The organism is Victivallis sp., assembly GCF_048170485.1.
Lineage (GTDB): Bacteria > Verrucomicrobiota > Lentisphaeria > Victivallales > Victivallaceae > Victivallis.
The window spans coordinates 1-12,061 of sequence record NZ_DBEXAY010000069.1 but is presented as its reverse complement, the minus strand read 5'-3'; the positions used below and the strand labels follow the sequence as shown (position 1 = coordinate 12,061).

Annotated in this window: 8 protein-coding genes; 2 read left to right on the top strand and 6 right to left on the bottom strand. The window is 60.9% G+C overall.

Features of this window, described 5'->3' with window-relative positions; translation table 11 throughout:
- Positions 1-115: 115 nt before the first annotated feature.
- Both ACMLHG_RS03650 and ACMLHG_RS03645 read left to right on the top strand, forming a co-directional pair.
- The gene (locus ACMLHG_RS03650) at positions 116-2,308 is read left to right on the top strand and encodes a hypothetical protein (RefSeq protein WP_417169591.1); all 2,193 of its coding nucleotides are present in this window, start codon (positions 116-118) and stop codon (positions 2,306-2,308) included.
- Entirely contained in the window at positions 2,305-5,643 is a 3,339-nt protein-coding gene (locus ACMLHG_RS03645; RefSeq protein ID WP_417169590.1) for a hypothetical protein, read from the top strand. The genes ACMLHG_RS03650 and ACMLHG_RS03645 overlap by 4 nt, the downstream gene beginning before the upstream one ends.
- Positions 5,644-5,710: 67 nt before the next feature.
- Here ACMLHG_RS03645 and ACMLHG_RS03640 read toward each other — a convergent pair whose 3' ends face one another.
- The 6 genes from ACMLHG_RS03640 to ACMLHG_RS03615 form a co-directional block, all read right to left on the bottom strand.
- Positions 5,711-6,004, bottom strand: a complete 294-nt coding sequence (locus ACMLHG_RS03640) for a putative quinol monooxygenase (RefSeq protein ID WP_295811572.1) — start codon at positions 6,002-6,004, stop codon at positions 5,711-5,713.
- The gene (locus ACMLHG_RS03635; protein WP_417169589.1) at positions 5,998-7,200 is read right to left on the bottom strand and encodes an iron-containing alcohol dehydrogenase family protein; all 1,203 of its coding nucleotides are present in this window, start codon (positions 7,198-7,200) and stop codon (positions 5,998-6,000) included. The genes ACMLHG_RS03640 and ACMLHG_RS03635 overlap by 7 nt, the downstream gene beginning before the upstream one ends.
- Positions 7,201-7,205: 5 nt before the next feature.
- On the bottom strand, positions 7,206-9,089 hold the full coding sequence (locus tag ACMLHG_RS03630; RefSeq protein WP_417169588.1) for a family 20 glycosylhydrolase: 1,884 nt from the start codon (positions 9,087-9,089) through the stop codon (positions 7,206-7,208).
- Between the two features lie 96 nt (positions 9,090-9,185).
- A complete protein-coding gene (gene ilvC, locus ACMLHG_RS03625; protein ID WP_366943141.1) occupies positions 9,186-10,175 on the bottom strand; it encodes a ketol-acid reductoisomerase in 990 nt (329 codons plus the stop codon).
- Positions 10,176-10,322: 147 nt separating this feature from the next.
- Entirely contained in the window at positions 10,323-11,612 is a 1,290-nt protein-coding gene (locus tag ACMLHG_RS03620) for a glycosyltransferase family 2 protein (RefSeq protein ID WP_294436301.1), read from the bottom strand.
- A gap of 149 nt (positions 11,613-11,761) precedes the next feature.
- Complete coding sequence (locus ACMLHG_RS03615; RefSeq protein WP_417169587.1) at positions 11,762-11,986, bottom strand: hypothetical protein; 225 nt, start codon at positions 11,984-11,986, stop codon at positions 11,762-11,764.
- Between the last annotated feature and the right edge of the window lie 75 nt (positions 11,987-12,061).

Here is a 12,061-nt window from a genome sequence, read left to right as displayed (position 1 = left end):
ACTGCGAATGGCACTACCTTTTCTCTGCATTTTTGAGCTCCTTTTTCGGTAATTTGGTTTGAGTAAATTTCCAAAGTTACTCGACAAAGGAGTTCTTTTCTACTCCGACAATTGCTTGTCACCTATACATGGTATCTTTCTGAAGGCGAAGGAGGAGATATTCCGTTTTGCCGAATTCTTCGTCCCGCGGGAACGCAACATTCCGCGGGAGGTGGCCCTGCTGATCTCCTTCCCCTCGGAGCGCTACGGTGTCGCGACCGGCCGGGTCGCCAAAAACGACATCGCCACCTTCGCTTCGGCGCTGGAATTCTCCCACTATCCGATCGACGTGATTCTGGAGGAGCAGCTTCCGGAGAACCGGGCCTCCCGCTACCGTATGATCCTCGCCGCGGGCGTGAGCAACACCTATCCGGCGACGGTCGGGAAACTGCGGGAATTCGTCGAAGCCGGCGGCATCCTTCTGTTGACCCGGGAGTTCATGCAGGAGGACGAATACGGCAATCCGAATCGGGCATGGGGCGATCTCTTTTCGCTGGAATATCGTGACGCCCCCGAAGCCCTGCCGCGCGAAATCGAGCTCGACATTCCGCAAGCTAAACTGCTGCCGGGGCGGATCGTCGGGCGCAATGTGCGGGAAATTCTCGCCGCACCCAGTTGGGAAAAACTCGCTGCCTCCGGCCCTCACCCGGTCCTTCTGCGCCGGCCGCTGGGGAAAGGGTTCCTCTACCTTCTGACCGCGACGATGCAGGATTACGCGGCAGCAGCCATCGTCGGCGGAATCTTACAACACCACGGAATCCAGCCGGCGGCGGAACTCACCCGTCTGCCGGAGGGGGATCTCGCCGCCAACGTCGAACTGCACATCGCAAGGCGCGGGGAGCGGACCGCCTGTTTTCTGTTCAATCACGATCTGTTCGCCAAGGCGATCGCGTTGCAACTGCCGGCCGGAAGTGCCGCATTCGATCTCACGGGGAAACACCGGCTGCCGATTTCCGGGCGCAAGGCGGCCCTGCTGCTTCCTCCCCTCTCCCGTGCGATCATCGGCATCGGCCGCGAAGAGTCGTTCGCCGCAGAATTCGGTCCGTTCCAGCCACTTTCGGAGCAGGAGATCCTGGCGCAGCAGCAGAAGATAAACCGGGAACTCGCCGAAAAACATGCGGCAAAACTCCGGCAATTTCTGACCTATCAGCCGAATCCGGCTCTGACCCGGCCGCTCGACCTGCGATCCTTCTGCAACCGCGGCTTCATCGACCGGGTTCCCGGGGACGGCCGTGGCGGCTGGACCGATCAGGGGGCGGAAAACTCCCTCGTCGGCGTGCCATGGGGGGTGCAGCACATCCGCGGCGTTCCGTGCGACATCATCCGGTTCGACGAAAACGAAGACCGCACCTGCATCGTCCTCGCCTCGGACAATCAGACCGGGAAACTGCCGGAGGCGGTCCGCGGAATCCCCGTGAACGGCAAGGTGAAAGCGCTCTATTTCTTCCATGCGGCGGCGTGGGCAACCCGAGGCAGGGAGGCGCTGACCTACCGTCTCCATCGCGCTGACGGCAGCAGTCTGGACATTCCCGTGCGCTGTGAAACGGAGATATGGGACTGGTGGATCACACCGGGCAATCCGCACGTCGCCTGGAGCAATCTCGCCTCGCGCGGCTTCTACCTCTGGCGCTGGGAGAATCCGGAGCCGGAGAAGGAGATTCTGCGGCTCGATCTCCTCTCCGCCCGGAATGAGGTCACCGCGATGGTGGTGGCGATCACCGCCGAATATTGCGACACGGAGAGCAACATCCGCCGCTGCCCGTTCCGGATGGCGGCGGCATGGGGGTTCGACACCGGGTTGAAGAAACACCCCGACGGTCGTCTGGAGGTGGTGGTTTCCGAGAGAAGCAAGCCGTGGTCCGGCATCTTTGTGCCGTTCTCCGGAAAGTTGCGGGACGAAGAACGCGACCGCGGCAGAATCCGTTTCCGCATCCGGGGAGGCTGCGACCGGTTCGGTGACCCGAAAGGCGGGCAGAAACTTCAGTTTCACCTGGTGCGGCGCGATCCGGAGAGCAAAAAGATCCGCAGACTGACCAGGACGGTGGAACTGGAACGCTTCTTTCCGCCTCCCGGCCGACTCTCCGCGGATTTCTTTCTCGACGTCACCATTCCGCTCGACCGGCTGCGCTGGAAAGAGGCCCGACTGAGCGACGTCAACGCCATGTGCCTGCAGTTCCGCGGCGAAGGGCAGGCAAGCGGCATCGTACTGGAAAATGTCCGTTTTGAATTTGAATCAAACCCAACCACCCGACAGGAGAAAACACGATGAACTACGTTTTTACCGGCCTGCTCAGTTTCGCCTTTCTGCTCTCCGCAGGCGCCGGCGGATACCGCCAGTACACCTACCGGTTCGGCGACCACTTTCCGCCGACGACGTTCGAAGGAAACGTCGTCCACCTGCTCGACGGAGAGAAGGCGCGAAATCAGATCAGCAAAGGCGAGCCGATGACCACCCCGTCCGGAGAACGTATTCCCGCCGCGGCGGCGCGGTATGCGGTTCTCACCTACTACTACGCGACCTCCGCCACAGCGGAGGAGATCGCCGCCTCCGGAAAATTTTTCGCCTACCAGCAGATCAGCTATCAGAAAGGCGGGAAACACATCCGCCAGGCCAGCGGTCTGATCCGCGCCCGGGAGAAAATTCTCCCCAATTGCTGGGCCACCGCCACGTTCAACACGGAGAAGCTGACCAAGTTCGACCCTTCCGGGGAAGCGGTTCTGCGTCACTTCCAGCTCTTCGCCTTTTTCCGGAAGCATCTGAACGCGGGGGAGAAACTCTATCTGAAAGAGCTGGTCTTCACCTCCTTCGACCCCGCAAAACCGACGGAAAGCCGTCAGAAAGTGACCATTTTCTCCCGCCCCGGAGAAAAAGAACCTCTCTCCGTCCGGGAATACCGGAGTTCCGTCGCCGCCACCGCGGACAAAATTGCCCTGCCGCCGGCGCCGCAGGGCAATCCGGAACAGAGCTTCCTCGGCTGGAAAAACGAAAATGACGGGAAAATATACCGTCCCGGAACGGCATACCCCTTTGTGGACGGAAAAGATACCGTTTTCACCGGCGTCTGGAGGCGGCGGCTCGTCCATGTCTCCGCCTCCGGGAGCGACACCGACGGCGACGGCTCCGCCGACCGCCCGTTCGCCACGCTCCGCGCCGCCCTGGCCGGAGTGACCGACGACGGAACCGGCGTCGTCGAACTGCATGGAACGGTGGACTACCGCGATATTCCCGACCACACGAACCCGGTCACCTGCACCGGGAACGGCACCCTGCGCTGGTCTGCGACGCAAAACCGTCTCAAAGGGCCGCTCGTTCTGCGCGGCGTTCAGGTGGAGACCGAAGATTCCCGGGGCTTCTTTTCCGCAGCCCGGCCGCTCTCGCTGGAACAGGTCGTTTGCAGGAGCCTTTCCCTCGGCGGCGACCTCTCCGTCAAAGGCCGCCCGGAACATCTCCGCCTGAAAAAAGGGAAGATCGACACCCTCTATCTCGGCGGAGACACCGCGCATCCCCGCCTCGGCGCCCTGACCGGGGAAAACACCGTCGAACTCGAAGCAAGCGAAATCGGCACCCTCTATCTCGGCAACTCCACCCGCAACGATCAGCTCTTCGCCGGCAACATCAATCTGCGGCTGCGTGACAGCAGAATCCAGCACCTGACCGATCAGCAGCGCAAAATAGGCTGGATCACCGGTGGAGTGCAAATTCTCTGCGAAGGGAACTCCTCCATCGGCCGGATGGAGCTGAAACAGGAGCCGGGCATGGGCCGCTGGATCCTTCACACCCCCGTCGCCAACGGCGCGCTCGCCTTCACCTCACAGCCCGGCCGCTTCCAGCTCGCCGACGGGAAATACGCTCTGGCACGGCGCAAGGAGGATGGGAAACTTTTCAGCTCCATCGGCAGGGAGTTGCAGCTGCCGGCCGGCAGTTATGAGATCACCTTTCCGGAACAGCCTCTCTTTTCGCTGTCTGCCGACCGGAAAACGCTCAAGGCGGTCTCCGCGTTCCCCGTCGATTTCCAGACCATTCCGGCGCCGGAACAGCCGGGGAAACTCTTTCTGGGCTGGGCCGACGTCTCCGAAAAAGGGGTCGCAAACGGCACCCGGCTCGCCCCCGGGCAGGAACTTCAGGCGGTTTTCTGCAATTATCTTCCGCAAAACGATCTGACTCTGCTCGACGTGGAACCGGTGGACGCGCCGGCTCCGCAACTGCGCTTCCGCCTCCGGAAAAGCGCCGCGCTTCCGCCGGGGGAATCCGGCGTGATCGCGCTGCCGAAGCTCTACACGCGCCACCGGGAGCTGCTCCTCGGCGGCAGTTACCAGTATCCCTGGGAAAAGGGGAAATCCTTCCTCGCGGAGCAGCTCCGTCACTCCGACGGCGTGTATTCTCTGATAATACCGGAAGCGGTCCACTTCAACCGGGTCTACGCGGTGCGCGGATTTCATGCCTTCACCGATCTCAACGGATTTCGGCGCGTTCTCTATACGCCGGAGCGGCGCACCTCCGTCATACAGCAGCTGCCGCGACGCCGCGCGGAGGCCCGGGAAGCCTGCTTCCGCGCGGGCACCACGCCCATCGCACTCCGGCAGGAGGAGGGCAACGGCGGCGAAAAAGCGTATGTGGTCAACAGCAACGGCCTCACCCTGCTCGAAATCACGCTGGATTCCGGAAAGAAATTCGATCGCCCGGTGGAAATCATCACCTGGGGGGACAACCATTTCAAGGCGATCAACGACACGGACCGGAACAATGTGGAGATCATGTACGCCAACCGGCGGCGCGGCAGGGCCAATCCGATCGACCGCGCGACGCAGTCCGCCCAGACGCTGATGGAGTTCGCCCCCTTCTTCGACCAGAGCGTGGTGCTGGGTGACAACATCGACTTCTTCTGCCACGGCGGCCTCGAGGTGTGGCGCGATCTCATCCTCTCCGGCGACCCGAAACTGCTGGCGGCGGTGGGGTACCACGATTACGTCACCTACACCATCTCCGGCCGCCCCCGCGATGAGTTCGACATCAACGCCGCCCGGAAATACATTGAGAAATTCTACCGCAACGACACCGTCTACTCCTCCGCCCCCGTCGCCGGGAAAGTGCTGGCCGTCGTGCTGGACAACAGCCGCAACGGCCAGTATTACAAGGAAGACAAAATCGCGGAAAAGCTGGCCGCCGATATCGCCCGGGCCAGAAAAGAGGGGTGGATCATCCTGATCTTTCAGCATGAATCCCTGTATCTGAACACCTATCCCCGGACGAAGGACGGCTCCTACGATGCGGCAAAAGATGCCGAATTGTGCACCCGGCACGGCTTTCTTCTCGATGAGCACCACCGGAACAAGGTGATCCACTACACCCGTTCCGGCAGCTTTTTCAACGGGCGGGAGAACAATGCGTTCTCGCAGGTTCAAGGGACCAAGGCGGTCTATCGCCTGATTACGGAAAACGCGGACATCATCCGCGGAGTGTTCCACGGCCATGTCCACGCCTGTTACGCCTCGAAAATCCAGGCGCGCAACGCGGATGGCTCTCCGGCATTCATTCCGCAGTACTCCGTCCATGGCAGCGTGTTCTACGACCACGGCTTCGCCATCCGGATCATCGTCCACTGACCTTCGCCGCGGCCGAGCCCCCTGCCGACAGGCGCCGGAAGCTCTCCGGCGCCCTTCCGCTTCGTCATCAGGCGGGGGTCACCACCAGAACGTTGTTCTCCTCCCGCAGCGGCGCAACCGCATCGCGGAACGCGGCCATATGCTTCGTCGCCAGATGCGCCTGCAGATGCGCCTGCGACTCCCAGCTCTCCAGAATGGTGACATACTCCCCTTTGGCCGGATCGGCATCGACATCCAGGCAGGGCTCATAACGCAAACACCCCTCCTCGGCCAGAACCGTCGGGACGTTCGCCTTGAGTATCCGCAGATACTCCTCCATACAGCCGCTCTTAAGCCGGCTGCGCGCAATGACATTTACCATGATTGCAAAGTTCCTTCATACGTTTGTTTCAACAGGGCGGAAAGAATTCCGCGCGACTCCGCGACCGGCACCGGCCGGGGAGCAAGTTCGAGTTTCATCCGGTTCTCCCCCGCCGAGGCCGCGGTCGACGCCAGAAGTTCCGGCGTGATTCCGGGGCACTCCCGGAGCGCTTTCGGCACGCCCAGCCGGTCCAGAAAAGCGCGGAACGAGGCGATCACCTCCTGCGGCGTCCGCCCCGGAAAAACCGGCGCAAGTTCCATCGTCCGCGCCGCCACCGCGGGGTTTCCGAGATAATAGTTCCACGAAGCGGGCAGCAGCATCGCAACGGCGATGCCGTGCGCCAGACGGCCGAACCAGGAGAAGCTGCACAGATGCGGCAATCCGGTGGATTTGAACCGGATCACCATTCCGCCCAGCGTCGCGGCGCGCGCCATCGCCCCGCGTGCCCCCAGGTTGGAACCGTCGGCCACGACGGCGGGCAGCGCCTCGCAAATCAGCCGGATGCTCTCCATCGCCCACGCATTCGCCCGCGGCTCGTTCGCATCCGCCCCGGTGTTGAGAAACCCTTCGATCGAATGGGCCAGCGCGTCACATCCGGTCGCCAGCGTGAGCGCCTTCGGCATGGCCGCGGCAAGCCGCGGCGAGACAATCGCCGTCTCCGGCACGATCAACGACTCGGAGATCAGCTTTTTCACCCCGAGCTTCCGATCCACGATGTTGGAATACGGCGTGGCTTCGGAACCGGTCCCCGAGGTGGTGGGGATGCAGAGCACCCGCAAGGGCTTCGCCTCCGGATGTGCGGTGGAATACCGGTTCACTCCGAAAAGTTCACCGAGCGGCATCCCGCTTTCGCGCACCAGAAGCGCCGCTTTCGCCGCATCCATCACGCTTCCGCCGCCAATGGCGATCACTGCGGCGGGAGAGACCAAAGCGAGAAATTCCACCATCCGCTCGACCGTATCGGTGCAGGGCTCCGCTTCGATTTCGGAGAAGCGGACCACCTTCCGCCCGGCCGCCGCCGCTGTGGCGGCAAATTCCGCCCAGACGCCGCCGGCATCGAGCGAACGGCGTCCGGTGAACACGGCGAGCGTTCCATCCGGCAGAAGCGGCAGCACACCGGCGAGCTCCTTCCGCCAGTCGTCGGCAAAAAGAATCCGCTCCCCCGGAGCCTGCAACAGAAGATCCTCCGCAGCCATCGTCGTCACACCAGCCGGGAGCCGGACACCACCGAATTGATGGTGCCGCAGATGTTGACGATATCGGTGCCGGAAGGACGCGCCTCCAGTTCATCGATCGCGCTGATGCGGTCGTCCAGATATTCGCGAATCCGCAGCGCCGTCTCCTCCAGCCGCGCGATCTGCCCGGCGTTGCGGCGCTGGATCACCTCCAGCCCGAACACCTTGCCGCAATCGAGCCACTGCCGCCGGAAGCTCGCCTCGAACTCCTGCACTGCCGCAACCGCCGCCGGAACCATCGATACGGCGATCTGCCGCAACGCAATCCGGTCGTCCTGATCGTAGGCCGCTTCGAGCGCGCCGCGCAGTTCCAGTTTCCGGATCAGCAGTTCCAGCGTGTTGATGATGTGTTCGAAATCCCCGGCGGCGGCATCCTCCTGATACGGCAGGAGCCGGCACAGCATCTCCTCATAGCGCTCCAGCAGTTTGAGATCGAACTCCGGATCGCGCCGCTTGTAGTCGTCGTAGAGGATGCCGAGCAACGGATCATCCCAGATCAGCTCCGCCGCCCGCGGCGTGAACTTCTTCTCCCCGCACGACAGCGGTTTCTCCAGCTCTCCGGCAAGCAGGTGAGCTTCGAAACTGCTCCGGCAGACCGCCTCGAAACGTTTCGCCATCCGCTTCGTCTCCTCCGGCAAAACGCCGTACACGAGATCGGCGGCGTAACTGATTCCGGCCAGCGCGGAGTCAAAATTGCAGTAAGCGCCGTCATCGCCCCACATGGTGAAGAAGAGTTCCTGCACTTTCAGTTTGCGACAGGCGGCGATGCAAGGCTCCACCGTACGCCGGGTCTGGTCGTGGTCGTACCAGAGACGACACCAGGTCCAGATGCCGGACCCCATCAGCGGTTCGTAGCCGAGGTCGCGATGACGCTGAATCATCTTCTCATACACCTCGGCACTTTCGTTGTAGTAATCCCAGTAGACCAGCTGGACGTTCTGCGGAATCTTCTGCTGAACCTCCGCCGGAATCGGATGCGTAAGATCATAATAGTTCCGCTCCGGATTGCTGAAGCGGAAATACATATCCGACCAGATCATCGGCTCAAGTCCGTTTTCACGGCAGATCTCATTCACCCGCCCGAGGTGGCGGTTGAAGAGCTCAAACCCGCTCTGATAGCCGAACAGATCGAGGAAACGGCCGCGCCCGAGATCGTGGGTCTCGTCCATGCCGATGTGAATGCGGCGGGTGCGGAGATTTTCGCTCCAGAAACGGACCATCTTCCCGATCAGGGCGTAGGTCTCCGGCGCATCGACCAGCAGGACCTCTTCGGTGTCCTTCACCTTGCCGTAGGCGCCGTCCCATTTGAGAATCTGGGCAAGATGCCCGAGCGTCTGGATGCAGCCGATCAGTTCAATGCCGAGCCGCGCGGCGTAATCATCCAGTTCCCGGATTTCGTCGGCGGTGTAGCCGCCGCGCATGTATCCGAAAAAGGGTTCATCCGGCAGTTCGTAGGTATCCTCGGTGTAGAGCATGACCATGTTATAACCGGTAAGAGCAAGCCTCCGGAACCACATCTTCAGGTGGTCCGGCCGCATGACCAGATTGCGGGAAGCATCGAGCATGATTCCCAGCGTGCGGAACGGCGTGGTCTCCTCGCCGTCAAGTCCGGCGAGCACCGCCCCTACCCCGCGCGCGGCGGCCGCGACGGAGTTGTACTCCACCAGCGCCTCCCCCGGCGTGCGGGTCACCCGGGAAAGCGTCTCCTCCGCCTCCACCCGACGGAATTTCAGCTTCAGCCCCCGGCCGAAATCGGCGATCGGATACTCCTCGCCCAGAACGGTCAGCATCTCATGAAGTTCTTCCGGCACGTCCTCGGCGCGCCACACCAGTTGAGAAAATCGGCTCATAGCAGGTCCTTTTCTTTCAGATGAAAAAAAGGATGGACATACCGTCTTTCCCCGGTATTCCATCCTTTTTCATACGCGAGACGCGTTCTTCCGCAATTACTTCTTCTGGAAGAGGCTGCGGATACGGGCGCCGACGATCTCCGCCGGATGCTCGCCCAGCGCGGCACGTTTGGCCTTGAGGTTCGGCGAACCGTTCTTGGCCTCGGCCATCCACTTCTTGGCGAATTCGCCGGATTCGATGCGGCGCAGGGATTCCTTCATCCGGGCTTTGACTTCCGGATTGATGATCCACGGACCGTTGTCGTATTCGCCCCACTCCGCGGTGTTGGAGATGACCGCGTTCATCTTCTGGATGCCGCCCTCGTAGATCAGGTCCACGATCAGCTTCGCCTCGTGGATGCACTCGAAGTAGGCCATCTCCGGCGGATATCCCGCCTCGATCAGAGTTTCGAAACCGTACTTCATCAGGTCGACCATGCCGCCGCAGAGGACGTTCTGCTCGCCGAAGAGGTCTTCATAGGTCTCCTGCTCGAAGGTGCACTCGAGCACGCCGGCGCGGGTCAGCCCCTCGGCCTTGGCGATCGCCAGAGCGACCTCGCGGGCCTTGCCGGAGTAGTTCTGCTTGACCGCGATCAGACCGGGCACGCCGAAGCCTTCGACGAAGCGCTTGCGCTCCTCGGTTCCAGGGCTCTTCGGGGCGATCATGATGACGTCGACATCCTTCGGCGGTTTGATTTCGCCGAAGACGATGCTGAAGCCGTGGGAGAAGGAGAGCGTCTTGCCCGCGGTCACGACCGGAGCGATTTCCGCATCATAGATGATGCCGTGCAGCTCATCCGGCAGCAGGATGTGGATGATGTCGGCACGCTTGGCGGCCTCGGTGACGGTCAGGGTCTCGAAACCGTCCTGGTCGGCGGCGTCCTTGGATTTGCCCGGACGGATGCCGATGATGACATTGAGCCCGGAATCGCGCATGCAAAGCGCCTGGGCGCGGCCCTGAGCGCCGTAGCCGATGACGGCGATTGTTTTCCCGTTGAGCACGCCGAAATCGGCGTCACTGTCGTGGAGAATTTCCATGTTCTGCATTTTTTCTGCTCCTGTCATAAATTGGGCCGGGGAATCCGGCCGTTTAATGAACCAACATTCCTTTAATATAACCGGCACTTTCTCTCTTTGCAAACTGCACCGGTCGCAAAACTCTTTTTTTGAGGAGATTTCCCCGGATGGCCCGCGTCAGAATTTCCCGGCGGAATTGGCTCCGATCCGGGTCAGCCAGCGGGAGTTGCCCACCGTCACCAGAGCATAGGGCACCACCCAGAAGAGCGTCAGAGCGTGGACGATCCCGTAGACGAAACTGAACCAGACCAGTTTCGTGGAGTTGCGGTGCAAATTGATCGCGGCCGGCAGCGACGCCCAGAGCAGCGCCACCGCGCCGGTGATGAAGAGCACGGCACCATCCGTCAGCACAATGTTGTAGAGCGAGAATCCGATCATCACCCCGGGCAGCAGCGTCATCGATGAGTACTCCAGCAGCGTGAACAGCATGAACCAGCGCCGCGCATCGCGCCAGTCGAAATTGCGGAAGATGAAGCGGTACATCTCGAAGTTTTCACGGATGTTGCTCCGCTCCCAGCGCAACAGCATGCGGCAGATGCTCTTGTAGGTTTCCGGCACATTGGTGTAGAGAAGGGCGCTGCGCTGGAGCGTGACCCATTTCCCTGCCCGCAACACCAGATTGGTGAGTGCGCGGTCCTCGCCGATTCCGGAGGGACGGCCCATGAACTTCTGGTCGCGCCACTCGTCGAGCAGCGGCAGGACGGTCTCCCGGCGGTAGGCGCTCAGCGCACCCGGCGTGCAGAAGACGCTGCCCCAGACGCTCTGTCCGGCCCGGATGAAGTCGAAGGCAAAGGTGAATCCGGAGTCGATCATCGCCGGGAACGCCCCCTCGGAATTGGCGACCCGGACGTTGCCGGAAACCGCTCCGACGCGGCTGTCTCGGACGATCGGGGAAACCATTTTTGCGAGGGCATCAGGCACCACCTGCGAATCGCTGTCGATGGTGACGAACACGTCACCGGTGCCCATCCGGAACCCGGTATAGAGAGCAAACCGTTTGCCGACATTCTGCTTGAAGTCCACCACCCGGATCCGCCCCGGAAATTTCTCCGCGGCACGGTTGATCCACAGCAGCGTATCGTCAATGCTGCCGTCATTGACGGCGATCAGCTCCAGTTTCTCCGCCGGATAGTCGGATGCACAGATGCTTGAAAGTGCGTCAAACACATGCTGCCCCTCGTTGTATGCGGGCATGATGACGGTACAGCGCGGGAGCTCCTCCGGCGGCAGCACCGGCGTTTCGCGGTAAAAGATGTAACGGCCGACGGCGATCAGCACGAAATAGGCGAGCGGCCAGACCACGAACACCAGAGAAGCCAGCAACGGGATGCGGCATCCCCCCTCCTCCCATGACCAGCAGTTGTAATAGAGGCTGACGGCCAGGGCGGAAGCCGCGAACAAAATCATTAAAATCAGGATACGGAACCAAAAGCGTTTACTGCACATTTTACTCATCCGGCTTACGGAACTCATAAAATATTTAATATAGCAGTCTATTTCATGAAAATCAATAGCTAACTTCTATTTTCAATCACTTTCCAATAATATACCACGAATTATCGTGCCGGCAAGCCCTTCCGCTCCGGCAGGGAGTTCCGGCTTCCGCGTGGCAGAAGAAAAATATCGGGGCAGTCACGCGAATTATGACTCTGCCGTTGCGGGGCGGCCGGGGCGGCAACTTTTCTCCATTCTTTTTCATTCATGCTTATGTATATAGAGCCAATTTCAAAAAGATTGGCTTTTTCCTGTAAATAACTCTTTTTCTCATGTGCCAAGCCCATCTTGACACATCCAGTACGACTTTTTTTTCAAAAAAGCCGTAAAAAATCGATTTTTTTTGTGTGAACCTCCTTCCA

Coding starts and splice junctions, on each gene's coding strand:
- ACMLHG_RS03645 (WP_417169590.1), top strand. CDS start 2,305: ATGAACTACGTTTTTACCGGCCTGCTCAGTTTCGCCTTTCTGCTCTCC.
- ACMLHG_RS03640 (WP_295811572.1), bottom strand. CDS start 6,004: ATGGTAAATGTCATTGCGCGCAGCCGGCTTAAGAGCGGCTGTATGGAG.
- ACMLHG_RS03635 (WP_417169589.1), bottom strand. CDS start 7,200: ATGGCTGCGGAGGATCTTCTGTTGCAGGCTCCGGGGGAGCGGATTCTT.
- ACMLHG_RS03630 (WP_417169588.1), bottom strand. CDS start 9,089: ATGAGCCGATTTTCTCAACTGGTGTGGCGCGCCGAGGACGTGCCGGAA.
- ilvC (WP_366943141.1), bottom strand. CDS start 10,175: ATGCAGAACATGGAAATTCTCCACGACAGTGACGCCGATTTCGGCGTG.
- ACMLHG_RS03620 (WP_294436301.1), bottom strand. CDS start 11,612: ATGATTTTGTTCGCGGCTTCCGCCCTGGCCGTCAGCCTCTATTACAAC.
- ACMLHG_RS03615 (WP_417169587.1), bottom strand. CDS start 11,986: ATGGGCTTGGCACATGAGAAAAAGAGTTATTTACAGGAAAAAGCCAAT.